Annotated in this window: 24 protein-coding genes; 22 read left to right on the forward strand and 2 right to left on the reverse strand. The window is 35.7% G+C overall.

The genetic code is table 11. The features are described from left to right. Genes CSE_RS01925 through CSE_RS01945 form a run of 5 tightly spaced genes read left to right on the forward strand, consistent with a single transcriptional unit; the run spans position 1 to position 4,477 of the window. The gene (locus CSE_RS01925; protein WP_014452945.1) at positions 1 to 522 is read left to right on the forward strand and encodes an NADH-quinone oxidoreductase subunit B; all 522 of its coding nucleotides are present in this window, start codon (positions 1 to 3) and stop codon (positions 520 to 522) included. Beyond that, positions 516 to 989: an NADH-quinone oxidoreductase subunit C gene (locus tag CSE_RS01930; RefSeq protein WP_014452946.1), complete on the forward strand. Its 474-nt coding sequence runs from the start codon at positions 516 to 518 to the stop codon at positions 987 to 989. The genes CSE_RS01925 and CSE_RS01930 overlap by 7 nt, the downstream gene beginning before the upstream one ends. Beyond that, the gene (locus tag CSE_RS01935; protein ID WP_014452947.1) at positions 982 to 2,082 is read left to right on the forward strand and encodes an NADH-quinone oxidoreductase subunit D; all 1,101 of its coding nucleotides are present in this window, start codon (positions 982 to 984) and stop codon (positions 2,080 to 2,082) included. Before CSE_RS01930 ends, CSE_RS01935 begins: the two co-directional genes overlap by 8 nt. Positions 2,083 to 2,093: 11 nt before the next feature. Then, on the forward strand, positions 2,094 to 3,923 hold the full coding sequence (locus CSE_RS01940; RefSeq protein WP_014452948.1) for an FAD-dependent oxidoreductase: 1,830 nt from the start codon (positions 2,094 to 2,096) through the stop codon (positions 3,921 to 3,923). Then, positions 3,920 to 4,477, forward strand: coding sequence for a Hint domain-containing protein (locus CSE_RS01945; RefSeq protein WP_014452949.1), 558 nt, complete (start codon positions 3,920 to 3,922; stop codon positions 4,475 to 4,477). Before CSE_RS01940 ends, CSE_RS01945 begins: the two co-directional genes overlap by 4 nt. Positions 4,478 to 4,528: 51 nt before the next feature. Here the strand turns inward: CSE_RS01945 and CSE_RS01950 are convergent, their stop codons facing one another. After that, positions 4,529 to 4,948, reverse strand: a complete 420-nt coding sequence (locus tag CSE_RS01950) for a 23S rRNA (pseudouridine(1915)-N(3))-methyltransferase RlmH (protein WP_014452950.1) — start codon at positions 4,946 to 4,948, stop codon at positions 4,529 to 4,531. Between the two features lie 44 nt (positions 4,949 to 4,992). Between CSE_RS01950 and folP the strand changes: the two genes are divergently transcribed. The 5 genes from folP to CSE_RS01975 are packed head-to-tail and all read left to right on the forward strand — an operon-like array spanning position 4,993 to position 10,011. Continuing rightward, positions 4,993 to 6,183 (forward strand): dihydropteroate synthase, encoded by a 1,191-nt coding sequence (folP, locus tag CSE_RS01955; protein ID WP_014452951.1) that lies wholly within the window; start codon positions 4,993 to 4,995, stop codon positions 6,181 to 6,183. A gap of 16 nt (positions 6,184 to 6,199) precedes the next feature. Beyond that, positions 6,200 to 8,008, forward strand: coding sequence for a DUF2207 domain-containing protein (locus CSE_RS01960; protein ID WP_014452952.1), 1,809 nt, complete (start codon positions 6,200 to 6,202; stop codon positions 8,006 to 8,008). After that, the gene (gene folK, locus CSE_RS01965; RefSeq protein ID WP_014452953.1) at positions 7,992 to 8,471 is read left to right on the forward strand and encodes a 2-amino-4-hydroxy-6-hydroxymethyldihydropteridine diphosphokinase; all 480 of its coding nucleotides are present in this window, start codon (positions 7,992 to 7,994) and stop codon (positions 8,469 to 8,471) included. The genes CSE_RS01960 and folK overlap by 17 nt, the downstream gene beginning before the upstream one ends. Then, the gene (gene xth / locus CSE_RS01970) at positions 8,471 to 9,232 is read left to right on the forward strand and encodes an exodeoxyribonuclease III (RefSeq protein WP_014452954.1); all 762 of its coding nucleotides are present in this window, start codon (positions 8,471 to 8,473) and stop codon (positions 9,230 to 9,232) included. Before folK ends, xth begins: the two co-directional genes overlap by 1 nt. A 14-nt stretch (positions 9,233 to 9,246) precedes the next feature. Continuing rightward, positions 9,247 to 10,011, forward strand: a complete 765-nt coding sequence (locus tag CSE_RS01975) for an inositol monophosphatase family protein (RefSeq protein WP_014452955.1) — start codon at positions 9,247 to 9,249, stop codon at positions 10,009 to 10,011. Here the strand turns inward: CSE_RS01975 and CSE_RS01980 are convergent. Further along, positions 10,008 to 10,841: a DegV family protein gene (locus CSE_RS01980; protein WP_014452956.1), complete on the reverse strand. Its 834-nt coding sequence runs from the start codon at positions 10,839 to 10,841 to the stop codon at positions 10,008 to 10,010. The two genes, CSE_RS01975 and CSE_RS01980, sit on opposite strands and share 4 nt — an antisense overlap. A gap of 680 nt (positions 10,842 to 11,521) precedes the next feature. Between CSE_RS01980 and CSE_RS01985 the strand changes: the two genes are divergently transcribed. The 12 genes from CSE_RS01985 to murJ all read left to right on the forward strand — a co-directional run bounded on the left by CSE_RS01985 (position 11,522) and on the right by murJ (position 24,202). Next, entirely contained in the window at positions 11,522 to 12,184 is a 663-nt protein-coding gene (locus CSE_RS01985; RefSeq protein ID WP_014452957.1) for a hypothetical protein, read from the forward strand. After that, a complete protein-coding gene (locus CSE_RS08585; protein ID WP_172633856.1) occupies positions 12,168 to 13,148 on the forward strand; it encodes a 3D domain-containing protein in 981 nt (326 codons plus the stop codon). The genes CSE_RS01985 and CSE_RS08585 overlap by 17 nt, the downstream gene beginning before the upstream one ends. Continuing rightward, entirely contained in the window at positions 13,118 to 13,927 is an 810-nt protein-coding gene (rsmA, locus tag CSE_RS01995; RefSeq protein WP_014452959.1) for a 16S rRNA (adenine(1518)-N(6)/adenine(1519)-N(6))-dimethyltransferase RsmA, read from the forward strand. Before CSE_RS08585 ends, rsmA begins: the two co-directional genes overlap by 31 nt. A gap of 86 nt (positions 13,928 to 14,013) precedes the next feature. Next, on the forward strand, positions 14,014 to 14,400 hold the full coding sequence (gene gcvH, locus CSE_RS02000; RefSeq protein ID WP_014452960.1) for a glycine cleavage system protein GcvH: 387 nt from the start codon (positions 14,014 to 14,016) through the stop codon (positions 14,398 to 14,400). 3 nt (positions 14,401 to 14,403) lie between these two features. Continuing rightward, a complete protein-coding gene (gene gcvPA / locus CSE_RS02005) occupies positions 14,404 to 15,738 on the forward strand; it encodes an aminomethyl-transferring glycine dehydrogenase subunit GcvPA (RefSeq protein WP_014452961.1) in 1,335 nt (444 codons plus the stop codon). A gap of 4 nt (positions 15,739 to 15,742) precedes the next feature. Next, entirely contained in the window at positions 15,743 to 17,188 is a 1,446-nt protein-coding gene (gene gcvPB, locus CSE_RS02010) for an aminomethyl-transferring glycine dehydrogenase subunit GcvPB (RefSeq protein ID WP_014452962.1), read from the forward strand. Then, positions 17,185 to 18,924, forward strand: coding sequence for an arginine--tRNA ligase (argS, locus tag CSE_RS02015; RefSeq protein WP_014452963.1), 1,740 nt, complete (start codon positions 17,185 to 17,187; stop codon positions 18,922 to 18,924). Before gcvPB ends, argS begins: the two co-directional genes overlap by 4 nt. Beyond that, positions 18,925 to 19,839 (forward strand): glycosyltransferase, encoded by a 915-nt coding sequence (locus CSE_RS02020; protein WP_014452964.1) that lies wholly within the window; start codon positions 18,925 to 18,927, stop codon positions 19,837 to 19,839. It abuts the gene before it with no gap. After that, a complete protein-coding gene (locus tag CSE_RS02025; RefSeq protein WP_014452965.1) occupies positions 19,832 to 20,293 on the forward strand; it encodes a DUF4330 family protein in 462 nt (153 codons plus the stop codon). Before CSE_RS02020 ends, CSE_RS02025 begins: the two co-directional genes overlap by 8 nt. 1 nt (position 20,294) lies before the next feature. Next, positions 20,295 to 21,497 (forward strand): O-antigen ligase family protein, encoded by a 1,203-nt coding sequence (locus tag CSE_RS02030; protein WP_014452966.1) that lies wholly within the window; start codon positions 20,295 to 20,297, stop codon positions 21,495 to 21,497. Continuing rightward, complete coding sequence (locus tag CSE_RS02035; protein ID WP_014452967.1) at positions 21,490 to 22,620, forward strand: glycosyltransferase; 1,131 nt, start codon at positions 21,490 to 21,492, stop codon at positions 22,618 to 22,620. Before CSE_RS02030 ends, CSE_RS02035 begins: the two co-directional genes overlap by 8 nt. Beyond that, positions 22,613 to 24,202: a murein biosynthesis integral membrane protein MurJ gene (gene murJ / locus CSE_RS02040; protein WP_014452968.1), complete on the forward strand. Its 1,590-nt coding sequence runs from the start codon at positions 22,613 to 22,615 to the stop codon at positions 24,200 to 24,202. Before CSE_RS02035 ends, murJ begins: the two co-directional genes overlap by 8 nt. Position 24,203: the final 1 nt, after the last annotated feature.

A 24,203-nucleotide genomic window follows, 5' to 3' on the forward strand; every position in this document is an offset into this window, starting at 1 on the left:
ATGGAATTACAAGAAACTTTGGAAGAAGGTTATGTTGAAATACTGGATCATTTAAGAAAGCGCTCTTTATGGATGCTTCATTACTGTACTGCATGTGGTGCGATAGAACTTCCTCCTACAATTACCTCTCGTTTTGATGCTGAAAGGTTTGGTATTGCACCATTTGTTACCTCAAGACAATCAGATATTTTGCTTGTTACTGGATACATAAATATAAAAACTCTTAAAAGGCTTATAACTGTGTATGAACAGATGCTTCCACCTAAATATGTAATTGGTTTTGGCTCCTGCACGATAAATGGTGGTATTTACTGGGATTCTTATGCAGTTTTAAAAAGACTCGATCTGTATTTGCCAGTTGATGTGTATATTGCAGGTTGCATGCCCTCACCTATGGCGGTGCTTGAAGGATTTAGAACTCTAATGAAGCTCATTGATGAAGGAAAGGCTAATGGCTGGAAAAAGTACATCGAAAATTACGATTACTACAAGGCAAACCAAAGGAAGGTGCTCAAATGGTAGAGGAAATTAAGAGTGTTGTAAAGGGTAAAATTTTTGAAAAACGACCACAAAGAATTATTATCGAGGTTAAAAAAGATGCTTTCTCATCTACGCTTAACGCCTTAAAAGGCCTATCCTTCAATAGATTAACTCTTTTTACGGCGGTAGATTTTATAAAAGAAAATCAGTTTGAGATTGTTGCACTTGTCTATTCCGATGAAAGAAAGGTTCTTGCAATAGTAAAGACAAGAATTCCAAGGGAAACCCCCGAAATTGAGACGATAACAAATATCTATCCGAATGCCTTCAAATACGAAGTTGAGATGGGTGAGATGTTTGGAATTAGGGTTGTTGGGAATCCTGACTCAATGAAGCCGTTTGTCCTTGAGGGTTGGGGTGACCTTCCACCTCTTCGAAAGGATTTTGACTCCATTAAATATGCAACGGAGCACTATGAGTCAAGAAATGTGGAGGTAAAATATGATTAGGGAATACGAACTGAACATAGGTCCTAACCATCCTGGAATTCATGGAAACTTTTCTGTGCATTTAAAACTCGAAGGGGATACAATCATTGAAGCGAAAGGAAATTCTGGATATCTCCACAGGGCATTTGAAAAACTAATGGAACAAAGAACATATCTTCAAAACCTTGCCCTTATTCCAAGAATTTGTGTTCCGGAACCTGATATAAACGAAGCGGTTTATGCCATGGCAATTGAAGAGTTAATGGGTGTTGAAATTCCAGAGCGTGCAAAATTTTTAAGGACAATTGTACTGGAAGCGGCTCGTGTAATGGCGCTTCTGTTCCACTTTGGTGGCACTGCGGCAATGCTTGGAAATTACACTGTAAATTATTGGGCCGTTGCAGATAGAGATCTTATGATTGACATATTTCTGAAACTCACTGGTGCAAGAGTTTATCACATGTATATTTGGCCAGGCGGAGTAAGAAGGGATACTTATCCGGGATTTGAAGATGACATCTTAGGTTGGGTAAAATATGTTAAGGAACGACTTCCTGAATACGACAATCTCTTCCTGAAGAACCCAATGTTTGCGCATAGGGCAAAGGGACTTGCAAGGATTACAAAAGAGACTGCGCTTCAAATGGGTGTTACAGGTCCAAATCTCAAGGCAACCGGTGTAAAAGTTGATGTAAGGAAAGATGAGCCTTATGCAGCATACCCATACCTTGATTTTGATGTACCCGTCCTTGATGAGGGTGATGCCTGGGCAAGAGAAATACAGAGGCGTCTTGAACTTGAACTGTCTTTGAATCTTATTGAGCAAGCCGTAAAGAAAATGCCAAAAGGCGAAGTGTGGAAAAAGATGCCAAACCCATTTAAGTGGGTGATACCAGAAGGTGAGGCCTATGCAAGAGTTGAATCTTCAAGAGGAGAATACGGATTCTATTTTGTTTCAGATGGCACAGACAAACCTTACAGAGTTTCAGTAAGAGGTGTATCAATGCCTCATATGTATCCTCTTGCAGAAAAGTTGTTGGTTGGGCAAAAGTTGTCAGATGCTCCTTTTATTTTGGAGACACTTGATATTTGCCCTCCTGAAATTGATAGATAAGAGGTGAAGCGATGGAAAGCAAAGAATACTTTGAAAAAACAAGTTTTATAGGTGCTTTAACCTCAACCAAGTACATCTTTAAAAAACCTGTAACAGTACAGTATCCAAAAGAAAAACTTCAACTTCCAGAGCGGTATCGTGGCTTCCATGTTAATGATCTTGATAAATGTATCGGTTGTGGAAATTGCATGAGTATCTGTCCATGCCAAGCAATCACAATGGACGATCCCAAAGAATTTCACCTTGTGAATCCTAAGGAAGGCTCTACACACCTTAGGCCACGGATTGATTATGGGAGATGTTCTTACTGTGGCTTATGCGTTGAAGTGTGTCCAACAGGGTCTCTTAAAATGGAGAGGAACCTCATATTTACATCCCAAGATGGTGATGCATTTGTTTGGTTCCCAGCGGAAGAGAGAAGAACTGCAGAAAATGGATTTACCCAGTCAAATGAAATTACACCTCTGGAGCTTGAGAAAGTTGAGATGCCTGAACTTGAACCTGACGTAAGAAAGAAAACATTTGAGGAACTCATTCTCGGTTTCTCAGAAGAAGCTGCAATTAAAGAGGCAGAGCGTTGCCTTGGCTGTGGGATCTGCATGCAAGGTTGTCCTGCACACATGAAGATTCCTGAATATATCGATGCAATTTTCAAAAAGGAATACGAAATTTCGGTTAAGTATATGCTTGAGGATAACGCATTGCCTGGAATTTGCGGAAGAATTTGCACTCACAAGTGTCAGGATGATTGTGTCTATAACTATAGAGGTGATGCCATACAGATTATGTGGCTTAAGAGATTTGCAACTGATATGGTGAAGGACTACAAAGCATCTGATCCATATATGTTCCCAAAGACGGGAAATAAAGTTGCAGTGATTGGATCAGGTCCGTCAGGGCTTTCTGCTGCGTATTATTTGACACTTATGGGACATTCTGTAACTGTTTTTGAAAAACGTTCAGTTCCAGGTGGTGCTTTGGGACTTGGTATCCCAATGTACAGGCTTCCCGTTTATGAAATTGACAAAGAAGTAGACCACCTTAAAGACCTTGGCGTTGAGTTTAAATTTAATACTGAAGTTGGAAAAGACGTCCTTTTTGAAGATCTATTGAAGAATTATGATGCAGTTTACATTGGCGTTGGTTTGTCATACGGAAGAGCAATTAATCTCAATGGCGAAGATACACCTTATATAATTCAGGCAATTGATTTCCTAAGACAGGTTAAGGTCGAAGGAAGAAGGGACATTCCAAAGAGAGTTATCGTTATCGGTGGTGGTAATGTTGCAATGGATGTTGCAAGAACAGTTGTAAGACTTCACGAGATTAATTACGGAGGAGTTGATACGAAAGTTCAAACTGTCTCTCTTGAGGACTGGGATATTATGCCTGCTTCCAAGGAAGAAATCGAGGGCGCTCTTGCAGAAGGCGTGATATTTAATCCTGGATGGGGACCTAAAGAAGCAGTTTTTGAAGATGGCAAATTGAAAGGGCTCATTGTAAAGAAAGTTAAATCTGTCTTTGACGAGCAGGGAAGATTTAACCCATCTTACTATGAAGAGCAAACGATGTTCCTTGAGGGAGATTATATTGTCGAAGCAGTAGGACAGGCGACAAACCTTTCGTTTATTCCTGAACACCTTATGCAGCAACTCAAATTTACACCACGCAGGCGTATTTGGGTTGATGAGTTTGGTGAGACCTCAATTTCAGGCGTGTTTGCAGGTGGAGACCTTGTTGAAACTTCTCTTGGAAATGCAATTTCTGCAATTGCAAATGGTCATAGGGCAGCAATTGGTATTGATTTCTTCTTAAGAAATGTCAAAGGAGGAAAAAAATGATTGACCTTAAGGATAAAATCACTTTTGGTGAACCGGTTCTTGATAGATTTTTTAATGGTTATTCGCCACATGAATACCTCCTTGTGAGATTTGCAAATAAGGTTGGTTTCATAACTGTATCAGATCTCTTTTCTGTTGTTACCAAGACCTCTGTTCCAAAGGCAACGGAAAGGATGCTTTCAAAGGCAGAGGATATCTGGATAAAAGACATTCAAGACGAAATGTTTGTCTACTCAATGAATGGATTTTCTAAGGTTGTAAAAATTGTAAGGCGTAGAATTTATGAGCCAATCTATAAAATTGAAACTGAACACCACGAAACAATAATCTCAAAAAGCCATCGGTTTGTAAAGCTTATTAATGAAGAGGAAGTTTTGACCAAAGCCTTTGAACTTAAAGAAGGTGATAAAGTTTACACTTATTCTCCTAATAATCCTAAGATAGAAACTGTCCTTAAGGTGCAAGAGATTAAGCCAGATTTCCTACATGTTTACGGCGTTTTGACTGAAGATTTTGGCGCATTTGTTAACGGTATTTTTGGTAAATCTTACTAATAGGTGTTTAACTCCTAATAAGTTTTTTTTGGGGGCATAAAGCCCCCAATTCTACTTATGATATTTTTCGTTATTTATTATTGTAAACGCACGATAAATTTGCTCGAGGAGTATAACTCGTGCAAGTTCGTGAGGAAGTGTAAGTTTTGAAAGGCTTAAAGTATAATCACCTTTTCCCTTCACCTCACTTGAAAATCCTTCTGCACCACCTATGAAAAATGCAATATCTTTACTTTGACTTGAAAGCAATTTTTGTATGAATTGCGAGAGTTCCACAGATGTAAGTTCATTCCCTTTTTCATCAAGAATAATATTGTAATTTTCTTTTGAAATGAATTTGGGCAATTTCTCTTCCGTTACTTCAATAACCTCGATTGAGATGTAGTATTTTATCCTTTCAAGATAATCCAATGCTGCCATTTTATTGTAATCCTTTTTCAATCTATCGACTGCAAATATTTTAATTTTCATATTTTAAGTATAATGGAATAGAAAAAATAAGGAAGGAGTGTTTTATGATTGTAAGAAAGATTGATTTTTCGTATTTTGAATGCGAACTTGAAAAAGTAAAAGTTGATAGTTTAGTGCACAATCTTTTTAAAGAGAAAAGCGAACTTATCCTTTTTAAGATATACGACCTTGATGCAAGAGGAGCAAATATTCTCAAACAGGAATTTTTAAGTGCAGGTGGAGATGTTGCACTTTCAAGGGATGTTGCAAGTTTTAGAGTAGAAAAATCAGATGCTATATTAATTGGCACTAAGAAGGTTTACAGAAAGGTTTTAGAAAAACTTGCCTTTATGCCATATTTTGGACTGAGGGATGTTAGGGTATCTTTAGAGAAATATCTGGAAAGTACACCACTTCCCATTTTTGAAATTAGAGGAAGACAATTTGATTTTAACAGTGAAAAACTAATAATGGGAATTCTAAATGTAACACCTGACTCTTTCTCCGATGGCGGAAAATTTCTTAATATTGACGATGCACTTAAACATGCAGAACAAATGGTTAAAGAAGGTGCAGATATCATTGATGTTGGCGGTGAGTCAACACGACCTTACTCCGAAAGTGTTCCACTTGATGAAGAGTTGAGGCGAGTTATCCCTGTAATTGTTGCAATAAGAAAAGAGTTTCAAACTATTCCTATTTCTATAGATACATATAAGTCTAAAGTTGCAGAAGAGGCCATAAACGCTGGTGCAGATATCATTAACGATATAAGCGGTTTAAGGTTTGATCCTTTAATGATTGATGTTGCAAAAAGGTATAACGTGCCTGTTGTTATAATGCATATAAAAGGCACACCTAAAGATATGCAGAAAAACCCAGTTTATGAGGATCTTATGAGAGAACTTCTTCAATACTTTGAGGAGAGAATTACTTTTTTAAATTCTGTTGGTATTGATAAGATTGTAATTGACCCTGGAATTGGTTTTGGAAAAACAAGGGAACACAATCTTGAAATACTAAATAAACTTCAAGAATTTACCATTTTTGGAAAACCAGTGCTTGTAGGTCTTTCAAGAAAGTCTTTCATTGGTCTCACTCTTGATAATAGACCCGTTGAAGAAAGACTATACGGCACACTTGCTTCAAATATGTTTGCACTTCTTAAAGGTGCATCAATTTTAAGAGTTCACGATGTTTTACCGCATAAAGACATGATACGTATGTATAAAGCAATAGTAAGTGAGGGAAGGTAAAAAAAGGGGGACTTAAATGAAAAAAGTTCTATTTTTATTCTTAGTTTTGTTATTGGTTTTTTCTTTACAAGGAGTTGTCCTTGCAAAAGATTACTATTTCCCAAAAGTTGTAGTTACGGCGTATATAAGACCCGATGGAAGTTTTGACTTTGAGGAGGCACGTACGTATAAGTTTGATGGCTCCTTCCATTGGGCTACGTATATGTTACCCAAGGAAGGATTCGATCGTATTGAAAATTTTTCAATTGAAGATGAAAGTGGTCCCTATAAATTAACACCAAACGAAACAAACGCACCAGGAACATTTACTTTTCAAGAGCAAGGGAATTCGTATTATGCAAAATTCTTTTACGATGCAACAAACACAACGAAGACATTTGTCTTTAAATATAGAGTAATTGGGGGTATAAAGACTTATAAAGATGTTGCAGATTTTTACTGGAAATTAATAGGTTCAGGTTGGGATAAAAAGACTTCCAGTTTTGAGGGTTTTGTATATTTACCTTCAACAGTAAATGAAGGTGATCTCAAAGTTTTTGGGCATGGCCCATTAAATGGGACCGTTGAAAGAATTGATGGGCAAGGCGCACATTACATCGCAACGAATGTCCCACCCAATACATTTATCGAAGCACGAGTATTGTTTCCTTCCTACATCCTTCCAAACGCAAATATAATCCCACAGGAAAAATTAAATGATATTATGGAAGAAGAACTTGCCTGGGCAAGGCAAACAGAGGCCGAAAAATCAAAAGTTCGAACCGGACTAACAATTTTCTTTGGATGGTGGGCACTTTTTCTTGCCATATACTTATATCTTTTCTTTACCTTCGGAAAGGAACCTAAACCTCAAAAAGATATTATTTATATGCGTGATATTCCCGAGGATTTACCTCCTGCAATCGTTGGCTATCTTATGCGCTTTGAAAATATTCTTGCACAGGATTTTACAGCAACAATTCTCTACCTTGTTAAAAAGGGTTACATCGCACTTGAAATAAAAGAAGAGGAGAAAAACTATATCCTCTTTAAGAAAAATGTTCCTGTTACATATTTCTATAAGACGGATTTGGATCCATCAACTTTAGGGGGGCATCTATCGTTTGCATACGACTTTCTTTTTAACGTGATTTCAGAGGGAAACAGATTTGTTTCAACAGATACAATTAAAAGATTTTCCCAAAATAGAAGTAGAGTTGCCTACGATATGTTTAAACGTTTCCAAAAAACCGTCCAAAAAGAAGGGAGAGCTTTGGGCTACTTTGAAAAAAGAACTATGATTATACTTATATATTCTCTTGCACTTGCATTGTTTTCAATTGTTTCATTTTTAATTCTTTCTTCTTATGGGTTGCTTTTCTTGGTGCTTTTTTGGTATATATTTATCTTTGTTTTTGCGCTTCTATCCCTTGCGCTCAAAAAACGTACCCAACTTGGTGCTGAGAAGTATGCAGAATGGAATGGTCTTAAAAAGTTTCTATCCGACTTTTCCAATTTAAAAGAATATGCGCCTAACTCTATCGTCATTTGGGAGAACTACCTTGTTTATGCAACAACCTTTGGAATTGCTGAGAAAGTTTTAAAATATATCGAAATGAACATTGATAAGATTCCTCAAGATGAATTTTCAAGAAGTTATATCTTTGGGAAGGCTGTAACAACATCGGGAACATTTAATTTTGCTTCGATAAATGTATTTACGACGTCTTTAAATTCAGCTATGCAAGCTTTAAGTTCAACTGCACCTGCCTCAACTGGCTCTGGCGGTGGATTCTCAGGTGGAGGTGGCGGAGGAGGTGGTGGTTCAGGTGGCGGAGCAGGTTAAACACAAAGTTTTTATTGCACTTGGCTCAAACTTAGGTGATAGAGAAAAAAATATTCTCGATGCAATAAATTACATGATTGAAGAAGGTATAGACATTATAGGAATTTCTTCAATAATTGAAACCGCTCCCTATGGGTTAACCGAGCAACCTTCATTTCTTAATTGCGTTGTTGAAGGCATTACGAATTTTTCTCCAAGGGAACTACTTTTTATTCTCCTTGATATTGAAAGGCGTCTGTTGCGTGTGCGCACTATCCGATGGGGTCCAAGAACAATTGACCTTGATATAATATTCTATGACGATTTGATTATTGACGAACCAGATTTAAAAATTCCCCATCCAGATATGCAGAATAGAATTTTTGTTTTGAAGCCATTGTCCGAAATTGCACCTAATTTTGTCCATCCAGTTTTAAGGAAAACTATTAAAGCACTTTTAGATGAATTGGAGGAAGGAAAATAATGAAAATTGCAACATGGAATGTAAATTCAATCAGAAGTAGGGTAGAGCACGTTTTAATGCTTTTGAAAGATAATGAGGTTGATATTTTGGGTATTCAAGAATTGAAAACGGAAGAAAAGAATTTTCCTTTTAAAGATTTCGAATCACTTGGGTATTATGTGGAAGCCTTTGGTCAAAAGGCATATAACGGTGTTGCGCTTATTTCAAAATTTCCTTTTGAAAGTATCACAAAAAACGTTCTCAATGATACTGAAGCAAGGACAATTGTAGGTATTGTAAAAGGACTTCACATCCTTAATGTATATTTTCCTCACGGAGGAGAATACGGCTCTGAAAAATTTTTCTACAAACTTGAGTTTTACCAAAAGATTAAAAATTACATCCTTAAAAATAATCTTTTGGATGTTGATTTTATCCTTATGGGAGATTTTAATGTTGCAAAAGAGCCAATTGACGTGTGGGATCCTGTGATGCTTGATGGCACTATTGGTTTTATGAAGGAAGAGCGTGAAGCAATTTCTGACCTTATGAGTATTGGGCTTGTTGATGCGTTCAGACATTTTAATCCTGATGTTCAGGAGTTTACTTGGTGGGATTATACGAGCGGAAGTTTTAGGAGAAATTGGGGTATGCGCATTGATTATATCCTTGTCTCAAAGAGTATGCTGCCAAAATTACAAAATTGCTATATTGAAAAAACATTTAGAAAATTAGAAAAGCCATCAGACCACGTGCCTGTGGTTTTAGAAATTTCCGTTTAGAAAGGAGAAAAGATATGTACGAAAAAGATTTTATTGTCGACCTTACAAAGAAAACAGGATTGATAATAAAGGAGAATTTTAGAAAGCACCTTGATGTGGAATTAAAAGGACCAAGGGACCTTGTTACAAATGTTGATAAATACATCGATAACTTTGTGCGCGAAAGTATCCTGAAGGCTTTCCCAGGGTATGGAGTTATTACGGAAGAAAACAAAGACTTAAATGAACTATCAAGCAGGAAGTTTATAATTGACCCTCTTGATGGGACAACGAATTTTGTGAAAGGTTATCCTCAGGTTGCAGTTTCTATTGCACTAATGGAAGATTCTGAAATAACTTTTGGTGTTGTGTATAATCCAATCCTCGAGGAATTGTTTATAGGAGAATTGGGGAAGGGTGCAACGCTGAACGGTGAAGCGATACATGTTTCAAAAACTTCCGATTTTAAAGATGCACTTATCGTAACTGGGTTTGTCTATAAAGAAAGAAATGAAAATACCTACAAGAGTTTTGAAAGAATCTTAAGTGAGGCACTTTCAGTTAGATGTGATGGAAGTGCTGCACTTGACCTTGCGCACGTTGCAATGGGTATTTTTGATGGCTATTACCAAAAGGGCATCCATATTTGGGATATTGCGGCAGGTTCTTTAATTGTGAAAGAGGCAGGAGGGCTTGTTACGACATTTAAAGGCAATAGAGAATTCTCATTTTCTGGTGAAATTCTTGCAACAAATGGCCTTTTGCATGAAAAGATGGTCGAGTTTATAAAAAGTGTTTAACTTTTTCCAAGGATTCCTATGCCAATCCACTCAGGCCCACCATAGACGCCAATAACTGCACCGCAAAGCAATTTTTCAACCGGCACCTTTGAGATTTCTTTTACCTTCTCTTCAAACTCTTCTACATCTTTATTAATACCGTGAATTATTGCAAGTCTTTCGATGCCTTTTGTTTCATTGATTTCTTTTATGAATTTTAGAAGCACTTCTTTTGCCCTGTTTAACGATCTTGCAACGCTTTCAATTTTTACCTCCCCATTCGTAAAAGAAAGCACAGGTTTTATGTTTAAGATTTCTCCAAGTAGCCCTTCTGCTTTGTTGAGTCTTCCCCCTTCAACAAGATACCTTAGGTGATATAGCACAAATCTATTATATATTCTATTTGTTGCATTTAGAGTTTCTTTGTAAACTTCATCAAAATGAAAACCTTTTTCTATGAGTGAAATTGCATATTCTGCCAAAAATCTAATCGAAAAAGTTGTACTCATCGAATCGACAATTTTTATTTTGTCAGTTTTAAGTGCTTCAATTGCAATTCTTGCAGAATTTATGGTTCCTGAAATTTTTTGTGAAAGGTGAATTGAAATAATTTCATGTCCTTCCTCAATAAGTGGCTTGTAAACTTCAATAAAATCTTGCGGTGATGGTTGCGAAGTCTTTGGGAGTTCATTTGTCGTTGTAAGTCTTCTGTAAAATTCATCTATGGATATATTTGTTTCTTTGAACTCTTCGCTTCCAAACCTTATTTTAAGTGGCACAACCTTTATATCGTACTTTTCTATAATATCTTTTGGGATATAACCCGTTGAATCTACGACAATCTTAATCATATTAACCTCCTTAAGGCAAGTATATAAATCCTAAATTGAGCAATTTTATAGCTCTAACAAGTTTTATTACTTTTTAAAAATTTTGCAAGTTTTTAGGCATATATTTCTATTTGCATATTTTAACTGTGATTGTGGTATTTTAAGGAAGTTTTGTGATCTTTATGTATTTTAAACACGAATGTTTGTTAAAATTTGAGAAAACATATTTTGCTTCTGTTTATAGTCAGTGGTTTTATATATCTTTTCCGAAGTAAAGTTGGGTTTATCTTCTCCCAGTTATGAAAGGCTTCGAACATGATTTTTCTCTTTGTGTTGCATTGTAAATGAATATCTTCATAACTATTATGGAACATCTATTTATAAGTAATCTTATTTGGTATATTTCTTTTGACTGATTCATAGAGAAAGATTATTAAGACTATTGAATAGAGTTTGTATACTTCTTAAGTAAGTTGTATTTAAATAAGTTGTATTGTGAGCCTGTTGTTTAAGTAAAAAGTGATCAAGGCCCTGAGGTTGTTCAGATTGGAAAAATTCACACTAAATTCACAAAATTGAAATAATATAAAAGAATGGTAAAAAAGTGAAGAGCAAAAAAAGTATGATTTTGTAAAGCGTTCTTTTGAACTTGTGAATTTGCGAAAAATATGGTAAACTAAAGAGTTTAGGAAGGTGAGAAAATGAAAATAAAGACTTTAAATGGAGCCTTGATGTTTGCAAAAAATGTAATAAAAAAATATTTTGGGGAGATAGTTTTGAGGGTGGCTACAATTGAAAAAAGGGTAGCAATTTTAGAGACTAAATATTCATTATTTTTGCTCTACTTTGTTGAAGGTGTTGATAAGGGTTTTAAACAGGCATTTCCAGAAATTGCAAGGCAGATCATGTGGGACGAGGGCATCAAGATAAGTAAAAAAATAATTCTTGAATTTTTAAACAGACCAAATCCTGAACACAAGAAACTTTCTGTTCTTATTGTTCTTCCAACAAAGGATATGTACCAAATTTCACCATCTTCGTTAGTAAACTTTTGCGAGCTTGCACGCCTTGAAGTTGAAGAGAATGGTGTGTACTATTTCTTTCCAACGATATTCTTAAAGAAAATTGAGGGTAACATTACGCAAAAAGAAACTCGCACCAGAGACAAACTATCTCTTATTTCCCAAATCAATTCTTTAGATGATTTTGACTCTGAGGATCTGGAGCAAACTGCATCTTTCAAGGACTTTGATGTGGATTTCCTTGGAGAGATTGTAAGAAGTTTAAGGAGTATTGAAGAAAAACTCGAATCAATTGAAAATTTAATTAAGAAAAGGAGTGATTATGGTGGAAAAGGTAATTAAAAGTTTGGTTATAACAATATTTCTTACCTTCACCTTCCTTATTTCTTTTGGACACGTATATACAATAAGCGATACCGGGAATGATAAAATTTATCAGGTTCTTTCTTTTAAGGAACTTACCGTATCAGAGGTTTTGTCAAAGGCAAACTTAACAACGCGAAGCGAAGATATTGTTATACCAGATTTAAACGAATCTCTTGACTCCGGAAAAATAACTGTTATGCGCTCTCGTCCCATAAAAGTTACAATTGATAAGCAGACCAAAACTTACTACACAACAAAAGTAATTGTTTCAGATTTTCTCAATGAAATTGGGGTGAAGTTGGGGCCAAAGGATTATATAAATATTCCTTTGAATGGTGAATTAAATACAGGACAGGTTATTATTAAAAGATACCTCGAAAGGGAAAAGGTTGTAAAGGAGAGTATTCCGTATAAGACCGTCTATGTAGAGGATCCAATGGTTGCAAGCGGAATGGTTTACCTAAGACAAGCAGGACAAGACGGTATAAAAGAACTTCACTATAAGGAAATCTATTTTGGTGGAGATAAAATAAGAGAAGATTTTGCCTTCGAAAAAATTACAAAGATGCCCACAACAGAAACCTATGTCAAAGGCACCGCAAAGCCCCCTAATAACTATGTTAAGTCTTTTTATGTCATTGCAACTGCTTACTCTCCAACTGTAGCAGAAACCGATTCAAATCCGTGGATGACTGCATCAGGTTTAAGGAGTGGCTTTGGTGTTGTTGCGGTTGATCCTACAGTGATTCCAATGGGAACACTTCTCTATGTTGAAGGTTATGGTTATGCGGTTGCAGGAGATACAGGTGGTGCAATAAAAGGCAATAAGATTGATGTTTTCTTTTATTACCCATATGAAGCAAGTAGATGGGGTATAAGAAAAGTAAAGGTCTACATTCTTGATGGCAAATGGAAATTTCAAGGGAAGTTAAATTACTGATTGATAAGTACAACTTCAAGGCGTCCAAAAGGTTAGGGCAGAACTTTCTTGTTTCTTCTTCTGCCCTAAATTTTATTGTTGAAGCACTTACTCCGTCAAAAGATAAATCATATATAGAAGTAGGTCCTGGCTTTGCCTTTTTGACAAAAAGCGTTGCACAATTTTCAAGGCACATCTATGCAATAGAATTGGATAAGCGATTTGAACCGTTTTATAATGAAAATCCAATTCAAAATGTTACCTTTATTTTAGGCGATGCTCTTTCAATTGATTTCAACCAGTTTGATGCAACAGAAATTTATGGAAACATTCCTTACTATATCACTTCCGATCTTATTATAAAAGTTGCAAAATCAAAACTAAAGCGTGCGGTATTCCTTGTTCAGGATGAATTTGCAAAAAGATTGATTTCAAATGTTTCAACAAAAGAATATGGTTCGATAACGGTATTTACAAAATTTTTCTTTGAGGTTAGTTTCCTTAAGCGTTTTCCGCCAAGTTTTTTTATCCCAAGGCCTGATGTCTACTCCTCACTTATTGAGTTAAAAAGAATAAGAGAGTTTAATCCTGTATACGAGGATTTCTTGCAGTTTGTTCACAGGGCATTTACCCAAAGAAGAAAGAAACTTTTAACAACTTTAAAGGCGTCTTACAATTTTGATTTTTCGAAAGTCTTTAGTGAAATTGGTTTAACTGAAAATGCGCGTGCAGAAGATGTTTCTGTAGATGAGTTTTTTACAATTTACATGGCGTTTGCGAAACAGAATACAAAATCATAAGTAAATACTTTTCAATTTTACGTAATTTGTATTATAATTTTTTGGCTAAGTAGCGTAAATTAAACTACACTTTAAGGAGGTAGAGAATGGCGTATAAAGTTTTGGAAGGTCTTTATTACTCAAAAAATGACGAGTGGGTAAAGGTTGAAGGCGATGTTGCAACGGTTGGTATCACCGATTACGCACAAGACAAATTAGGCGATGTTGTCTATGTAGGTGAGGCAAATGTCGGAAAAAAAGTCAAAAAAGAAGATGCGGTTATTACTGTTGAATCAGTAAAAGCTGCTTCAGACATATACGCACCAGTTTCGGGGGAAATTGTTGAGGTAAATAAAGAAGTTATTTCGGATCCTTCACTTCTCAATAAAGATCCCTATGGTGTAGGGTGGCTTTTTAAAATTAAAATCGAAAATCCTGAAGAATTAAAAGATTTAATGGATGCAAAAGGATACGAAGAATATAGAAAAGAATAACCTATGAGATACATTTCCAACACAAAAGAACAACTGGAGGAAATGCTTAAAGAAATTGGTGTTTCCTCCTTTGAAGACCTAATAAGGGATATTCCCCAAGATTTACGATATAAAAGCAATCTAAAAGTAAAAGGGCCATTATCTGAGGAAGAATTGATCTCTTATATAAAGAGTATAGAGCAAGAAAACGCAGATTTTGCATTATTAAAGCCATTGGTTGGTGCAGGTGCATACAAGCACTTTGTGCCCTCAGTTATTAAAACAATCCTATCAAGAGAAGAGTTCTATACTGCATATACCCCTTATCAACCAGAACTTGCCCAGGGAACGCTTCAAACGATGTTTGAGGTGCAAACGCATTTATCAAGACTTACAGGATTTGATGCAATTGTGCCTTCAATCTACGATGGTGCATCTGCAACAGCGGAAGCAGTGTTAATGACAATGCGACTTTCAGGGAAAAATCGTATTGTTATTTCTAAGTTGCTTCACCCCCAATATATTGAGACAATTAAAACCTATGTTGCACCTCATAAAACCGAAATCGTTGAAATTCCATACAATGATAATCTCACAGATATAAATGCTGTTAAGGATCTAATGAATAACGATACAGCAGTTCTTGTGATTCAGAGCCCAAATTTCTTTGGCGGTATTGAGGATGTTGAGGCATTTTCCAAATTAGCACATGAGTATGGTGCTCTTTCCTTACAGGTTGTTGTCGAGAGTTTGAGCCTTGCTCTCCTTAAATCACCAAAAGATTTAGGTGTTGATATTGTATCAGGCGAAGCACAGTCGTTTGGTATTGATCTAAACTTTGGTGGCCCATATAACGGATATCTTGCTACAAAAATGGATTTTGTTCGTCAACTTCCTGGAAGAATTGCAGGCGAGACTGTTGATAGAAATGGCAAACGTGCCTTTGTCATGACGTTGCGTTCAAGAGAGCAAGATATAAAGAGAGAAAAGGCTACTTCAAACCTTTGCACAAGTCATAATCTCAACCTATATGCAATTGATGCTTATCTATCTCTCTTTGGTAAAGAGGGGCTATACGACTTGGCAACTTATAATGTGAAAGCTTCTCACTATTTAAGATCAAGGCTTTTACAAACGGGACATTTCAAAGGTGTAGAATATCCTTTCTTTAACGAATTCGTCCTTGAAACAGATCTTGAAGAGAACGTCATGAGTGAAAGATTAAAGAGTATTAACGTGATACCTCCACTTAAATTAAGCACCTATTTTGAAGGACTTGTAAATTCGTATCTCTTTGCTGTAACCGAAGTCTTTAGTAAAGACGATCTTGATAGAATTGTTGAGGTTCTGGGAAGGTGATACAATGAAACTCATATACGAAAAAAGTGTTAAAGGTCGTATTGGTTATTCGTTAAGGAAAGATGAATTTGAGGGTTCAATTGAAGATTTTATACCAGAATATGCCCTATCAAAAACGAAAAAAGAACTTCCCGAGGTTTCAGAGGTTGATGTGGTAAGGCACTTTACGAGACTTTCCAAACTCAATTACGGTGTTGATGATGGCTTTTATCCTCTTGGAAGTTGCACCATGAAATATAATCCAAAAGTTAACGAATACTTAGCGACACTTGATAATTTTACACAAGCTCATCCCTTTGCACATATTGAATTTGTACAGGGCAACTTGAGGCTCATGTTTGAACTTGAAGAGGCTCTCAAGGAGATAACGGGAATGGACAGATTTACCCTGATGCCTTCAGCTGGTGCACATGGTGAACTTGTGGGTGTCCTTATCATGCGAAAATATTTCGAAGATCAAGGCAAACCCCGAAGCAAAATGCTTATACCTGATTCTGCTCACGGCACGAACCCTGCTTCCTCTGCAATGGCAGGATTTAAGGTTGTTGAAGTAAAATCCAATGCGGTTGGAAATGTAGACCTTGATGACCTCAAGGCGAAGATGGATGAAGATACGGCAGGTATCATGCTTACAAATCCTAACACGGTTGGACTCTTTGAGCGTCAAATTCAGGAAATCGCAGAGGTTGTACATTCAAAAGGTGGCCTTCTTTACTATGATGGTGCAAACCTTAATGCGCTTTTGGGGATAGTACGTCCAGGTGATGCAGGTTTTGATGTAGTGCATTTAAACCTTCATAAAACTTTCTCAACACCGCATGGCTCTGGAGGTCCAGGTGCAGGTGCAGTTGGAGTAAAGAAAAATCTTGTTGAATTTCTTCCATCACCTTTGGTTTGTAACTGTGGAAAATATTTTGGTCTTGAGGAGCCTCGCAAATCTATTGGTAGGGTAAAGGCATTTTTTGGAAATTTCACAGTGCTTGTGAAAGCTTATGCGTGGATTCTTTCAATGGGACCACAAGGTTTGAAGGAAGTTTCAGAAACCTCTATAATTAATGCAAATTATGTTCTTGCGAAACTCAAAAAGTATTATAGACCTGCCTACGACAGATTTTGCATGCACGAGTGTGTATTAACGGGAAGAGATTACAAAGAATACGGGGTTAAAACACTTGATATAGCAAAGAGATTAATTGATTATGGTTTCCATCCACCAACGATATATTTCCCACACTTTGAACCGTATGCGCAAGAAACAATTATGGTTGAACCAACTGAATCTGAAGGAAAAGAAACAATTGATGAGTTTATTAATGTAATGATTAAGATTTCAGAAGAAGCTAAGACGAATCCGCAACTTCTAAAGGAAGCACCTCATATAACTTATGTTTCAAGACCTGACGAGGTGAAGGCAAACAGAGAGCCAGTTTTAGTGTATAAGGAAAAATGAACATATACAAACTTCAAGGTGAAATTTTAGAGGCACTTTCAACGCCTCTCAAAGATATAGAATTTGACGAAGATTTTAAGTTGCTTATTGCACCTTTTAATTTTGGCGACTTTTCGTTGAATATTGCTTTTAAACTTGCAAAGGTATTTAAGAAATCGCCAAAAGATATCTCAGATGAACTTATAAAATATCTCAATCTTCCGTATTTTGAATCTCTTTCAAATGATCAAGGTTATATTAACATAAGACTTGGGCATTTATTTTACAGGGATTTTCTTAAGGAGCTTCTGGATAAAAAAGACACATATTTCAAAAAAGAACCCAAGTATAAGAAAATTCAGGTTGAATTTGTCTCCGCAAATCCGACAGGCCCGTTGCATGTTGGAAACGGCCGAGGTGGAGTAATAGGTGATGTTGTTTCAAATGTCTTGAAGAGTCGTGGTTTCGAAGTCGAAAAAGAATACTATGTAAATGATGCAGGAAATAAAATGGACCTTTTTGCCCAATCTATAAGATACTGGTATTTGAAAAATTTTTACATTGAAACGGATTTCCCCGAGGAAGGTTATGCAGGAGACTACATTAAGAGAATTGCAGATGTAATTACAGAAGTTTTTAAAAATAGATTTGTAAATTATGATTATAAAAAGCAAATTGAAGTTTTTAAGGTTCTTGGCGAGTATATTCTTCTTGGTGATGCAAATTCTCACATTGAAGAACTCGAAATTCTTAAAAAAAACTTAAAGTTTGACTTTCCAAGCATTTTGGAATCCTTAAAACTTTTTGGGGTTTATTACGATAACATCTTTTTTGAATCGTCACTTTACGAAGGCAAACTTGTAAAAGTTGAAGAGGGTTTAGAACTCCCAGAAAAACTTGCGGAAATTCTAATTCTATTGAAGGAGCGTAATCTATTGTATAAGAAAGATGGTGCTTGGTGGTTTAAGGCAACTGAGTTTAAAGATGACAAAGACAGAGTGCTTGTAAAGGCTTCAGGCGAGCCTACCTATACACTTACAGATATTGCATATCATGTAGATAAGTTTAGAAGAGGAAACATAAAGGCAATTGATGTTTGGGGTGCAGACCACTTTGGGCATGTTATAACGATGAAAGCTCTTCTTAATGGAGTTGGCATTGGTGGGGATTTCCTTGATGTGATCTTATATCAAATAGTTCACTTCTTTGAAAATGGCTCTGAAGTAATGATGTCAAAACATACTGGGAAGTTTTATCCTTTAAGTGATCTGGTTCTAAAGATTGGAAAGGATGCGGCTCGTTTCTTTTTCCTTGTGAAGAGTGCAGACACCCATCTTAATTTTGATATTGACCTTGCACTTAAACAATCGCTTGATAATCCCGTTTTCTACATTCAGTATACCTTTGCAAGACTTCATAACATAGTTGAAGAAGCAAAGAAAAGAGGCGTTGAATTTGTCGATTTTGATGCAGTACTTAATGAACCTCTTGAGCCAGTTGAAAGAAAAATTTTTAATAGTATTTTTTACATAAATTCAATTCTTGATGATATTGCGTTTGACTATTCTATCCATAGGATCCCCAATTTTACTTTGGACCTTGCAAGGGACATAAATTTCTTTTACCAAAATTATAGAGTCCTAAGCGAGGAAAACCCAAATCTGAGAACAAAGCGGTTCCTTTTGGTGCAGGCATCTTTGGTTGCTTTGGGCTTCATGTTTGACCTTATGGGGATTGAAAAGAAAGAACACATGTAAATGAGAGTTGCAGCAATTGTTATAACTTACAATAGACATGAACTTTTAAAAGAATGTCTTGATTCAATATTAAGCGGCACTGTTGTTCCTGATGTTATTGTTGTTGATAATGCCTCAACTGATAACACCCCTGATTTGGTAAAGAATTACCCTGTGAAATATGTGAGGCTTGAGAATAATCTTGGTCCAGCAGGAGGTGCAGAGGCAGGACAAAGATATGCCTATGAAAATAAATATGATTTTGTGTGGATGCTTGATGATGATGTTGTTGTTTCAAAGGATGCACTTTATGAACTTCTTCACTATTATGATTTACTTGTAAGGCAGTTTAATAAAATTTTTTTGAGTTCCGTTACTTACGGAGATAAAGAATTTAAGAAGCCTTTCTATAATTTACTTCGATACGACTTTAGGACAGGCCTTACAAAGAAGATAAGAGATGAAGAATTTCACAGGGATTATTTTGAATATGATATTGCCCCAATGAATGGGCTTTTTATTCCAAGAGAGGTATTTGATATAGTCGGCTTTTTCAATGGCAAACTTTGGGGTTGGTATGATGATACTGAATTTGTATTACGTTCTAAGAAAGTAGGTTTCAGAGGCTTTGCAATCACAAAAAGTAAAATTTATCATCCAATTGAGTATCGAAAACAGGTAAAAATCCTTGGCAAGACTTTTACTATCCTCTCTGGAAGGCCTTACAGAATGTATCTTGGAACAAGAAATAACATAACTGTCCAAAAAAAATTCCTTAAGCCGTGGAACTTTTATTTTATTTTTCTTCCTGCCTTTATATTTAAAAGATTTATCTCGATTGTATTCTTTTACGATAATAAGAAAGAATTTCTTAAAAACTTCTTCCGTGGTATAATTGACGGATTGAAAGAGAAATTGGAGGTGCAGAATGTATAAAAAAATTTTAATATCTGTTGTATTGGTTATTTTTGTGCTTGCAATTCTTTTAGGACTTTATAAAATCCTCAATCCTAAAAATAAGGAAGTTTTAGCAAAAGGAAACTATATTGAGGCAACCTTCCTTGCAGAAGCAATTAGACCTGAAACAGCAGACATGATTAAAATCGGAGATACTCTTTATGACTCTCAAGGTAAAAAGTGCTTCACTGTAACAGATGTTAAAGTAGTGCCAAGTGAAGCAAAATACGTTTACTATGATCAAAATCTTCTCTATGTGGAGAATACTTCTAAACTTAAAGATGTATATATAGTAGCAAAGTCCTTGGACAAAAAATATGCCTGGGCGTATCCGTATGGAAAAGATCTTATAATGGCGGGAGCACATCTTGCTCTATATGGCGAAAACTGGAAGTTGTGGGTTACTGTTCTTACGGTTAAAGAAGTAAAGTAATATGGGAAAAATTAATTCTGCTTTAAGGAGGATTTTTTTCTTCCTTATTGCATTTTATCCTTGGATAAATTACATTTTAAGGAAAGTTCCTAAACTTGGAAGCGTTTGGGATGACCTTTTAATTTTAGTATTCTTTCTCTTTTCGATTTTTGTAGGCTATAAAAGAATTAAGGATCTTATTGCTCTTCCAAGCGTTTTATTTGCAGTGCTTTTTGCAAGTGTTTCAATTTTAAGTTTTGTATTTAATAACTATCTTTTCCTTGCCTTTCAACACCAATTTAGACTTCTCCTTGAGCCTTTTTTGGTCTTTATTGCGGTATTTCTCGTTAAGCCAACAAAAGATGAGATACATTTCTACTTAAAGTCTTTTATTCTTTCTATAGTTATTTTGGGACTTCATGGCATATATCAGTATATTAAAAAGGTGCCTACTCCAGCCCAGTGGGTAGATAAAGACCTTGAAAGAACCTCTATTTATACGAGGGCATTTTCAATTGTAGGTTCTCCAAATGTGCTTGCAGGATATCTTGAATTGGGCCTTCCTGTTGTTTTCTATTATATTTTTGATAGCAAGAGTTATATTAGGAAAATTTTGTATTTATTTGGCTCCTTTTCAATTATTGGTGGGTTGCTTTTAACTTTTTCACGTGGTGGATGGCTTGGTGCTTTTGGCTCACTTTTCCTATCGTTTGCGGCAATCTCTCCATTGGTTGCAATAGGTCTTGTTGTCCTTGGAGTATTTGCCATTTATTCTGTTCCTGTTTTAAGGTTAAGAATTGTTTCCTTGATTGATCCAAGTTACATTCAAAAAAGCCTTGAATCAGGCGGAAGACTATTCAGGTGGAAATACGGGGTTGTTAATGGTTTTGAACATCCACTTTTAGGTTCAGGTCTCGGTACTTTTGGAAGTTCTGCAGGGCAGAAGTATGGCTATTTCTCGTATACTTCGATGGACAGCGTTTATATAAATGTTTTTGCAGAAACAGGTTTCTTAGGTATTGTTTCATTTATCCTATTTGTTTCTTACGGTTTTGCAAATTTTGTATACAAGTTTTTCTCAAAAAGAAAACTTATTTATCTCTTCCTTGGTGCATCTCTTTTTGCTCTTTTGATACACATTTTTGTTGAAAACCTATTTGATGTATGGGGCATAACTCTTAATTTTTGGGTGATTTCTGCTCTCTCTGAGGTTTTGGATGGATAGAGATATTTTATTTTTATCCTCGAATAGATATGGTGACTTTCCTTCACGCAAAACAAGATTTTCAAAATATTTAAGCGAAAATGGTTTTAGGGTAGTGTATGTTGATTCTCCTCACACATATCTTGCTTATCTTAAAAGTGGCTTTAAAGTGGAAAACAGAGGTAAAATTGAACAAATCTCTCACAATTTTTATGTTTTAAGAAGCTTTCCAATATTTCCATTTTTTAAAAAATACCGAGTATTTAATAAACTTGATGAAGAAATATATTTTAGAAGCATTGTTTCTTCTTTAAAAGAAATATCTTTTAAACCGTTATTAATTTTTTCTTATTTACCATTTTTTCCGGAGACAATTATGCACTTCAAAGCAAAGACTATCTATGACTGCGTTGATGACCATGCAAGTTTTGGTGGCCTCGTAAACCGTCAATTTGTAAATGAACTTGAAAAAAAGATGGTACAAGTTTCAGATATTGTGATTACAACAGGTAACAAATTTCTTAAAGATAAGTTGAGGAAATTTGGGAAAGACCCAATTCAAATTCCAAATGGCGTTGATTATCCGCTTTTTTCAAAGTGGCTTCAGATAAAGGATACGTTAAAAATCAAAAAACAAATTGTTTATGTTGGTGCAATTGCTTCATGGTTTGATATTGAGCTTGTCAAATTTCTTTTAGAGACTCTCCCTGATTTTGAGGTTTTATTGATTGGCTTCAATTCCGTTGATATTTCTCAACTTCTTAAAGAGCGTAATATAAAATTTCTTGGGAAATTACCTCAAGATCAATTTGCACCAATACTATGGGAATCCGCAGTTGGAATAATACCTTTTAAAATAAATGACCTCACTAAGAATATAGATCCTTTGAAGATATACGAATACCTTGCAGCAGGTGTCCCTGTTGTTTCTACACCTGTAGGTAATGTAAGTAACCTTCCTGTTTACGTTGCAAGTACAAAAGAGGACTTTGTAGAAAAAATAAAAATTGCAGTTAATGAAGATTCGATTGAGAAGCGCATAAAGAGAACTCTTGATGCAAAGGAATATTCATGGGAAAAGAGGTCTCTACAAATTTTAAGAATTGTTGAAGATTTACTTTCGGGGCATTCTCAAGATGGATAAGAGAAGAATTTTAAGAAGCCAAACTATAACTGAGGCGGCAATAATAACCTCAATTGTTGCGTTTCTAAGTAAGATTGTAGGCTATGTGAGGGACATGCTCACGGCAAAATACTTTGGCACGTCTCCACAGATGGATGCCTTCGAAGTTGCCCTTATTATTCCTAACATGATTTTGGGTCTTTTTGCAGCAGGTATGCAAACAATCATAGTGCGTATGTATACAGAAAAAAGAGAACAAGGAGGAGAGCAGGGAAAAGTTTTTGTAAGCCAACTTTTCTTTATATATAGCATAATTCTTTTTCTTATAACGCTTTTGCTTATAGTATTTAGTCCAATTTTTGTAAAAATCGTTGCCTCAGGTTTAACTTCCGATAGATTTAACTATGCCTCAACGTTTGTAAAGATGCTTGCAGTTTTTGGATATCTCAATATTATGACAGGTTTTTTTACTGGTGTATTTCAGGCAGAAAAACAATTTCTCTATCCTGCAGTTGCAGGACTTGTTGCAAATATTGTAATCCCTGTAAGCCTTGTTATTCTTGCGCCTAAAATCGGTATCTATAGCAGAGTTGTTGGCCAAGATCTATTTGGTTTTGTATACTTTTTTCTTCTTTTCTCATTTTTATACTTGAGGTGGAAGTTTTTTAGACATTACGATATAAAAGAAATCGACTGGGCAGGCTTTAAAGAATTTACAAACCTTATGATACCTGCAATGATTGTCTCAGGACTTAGCGTTTTGTATCAAATCATAGACAAGACTGTTGCATCATACTTGCCATATGGCGCAATTGCATCTCTCTCATATGCACAGACTGTTTATCTAATTCCCTATTCTCTTATTGGTGCTTCTTTAACAACCGCAGTTTACCCTTCGCTTTCATCTCATGCGGTAAGCAATAACGACGAAGAATATACACGTCTTTTTAAAAAGGCATTCTATGTCCTTGTTTTCATTATGGTGCCTTTTACGGTTTATTTTTCTGTTTGGGCACGTCCCATTGTGAGGGTGCTTTTTGAAAGAGGTGCTTTCACTCAATCCTCTGCGTTGTTGACAACTTCAAATGTTCTTATGTATTCCTTGGGTCTATTGGGCATTACACTTGCGGATCTTTTTAGGCGTGCTTTTTTCTCTTATAAGGATACAAAAACTCCGATGCTCATAAGTTGGGTAAGTGTTGGGCTTAACCTTGTGCTTGATATAGTGCTTGCAAAAATTATGGGAGCACCCGGGATTGCTCTTGCTACAACCATCGTAACTTATATCTCTCTTATACAATTTATCCTTTATAGTATCAACAGGCATTATTTTGAATCAAAATACATTGGACACCTTGTCTTTGAACTCTTTAAAGGAATTCTTGTTGGTGTAATTATGGGAATTCTTGCATATCTTTCTTTAAGATTTATTCCTATCAAGGCACACGCTTTAAACGTATTTTTGAGAAGTATTGGGTTCGGCTCAATCCTATTTATAATTTATGTTGGGATAGGTAAACTTATTAGAAGTGAGATATTTGATGTAGCAGTTTCATACGGTTTTAGTTTTTTAAATGGCACAATTAAAAGATTAAGGAGGTAAA

The organism is Caldisericum exile AZM16c01 (assembly GCF_000284335.1).
Taxonomy (GTDB): Bacteria; Caldisericota; Caldisericia; order Caldisericales; family Caldisericaceae; genus Caldisericum; species Caldisericum exile.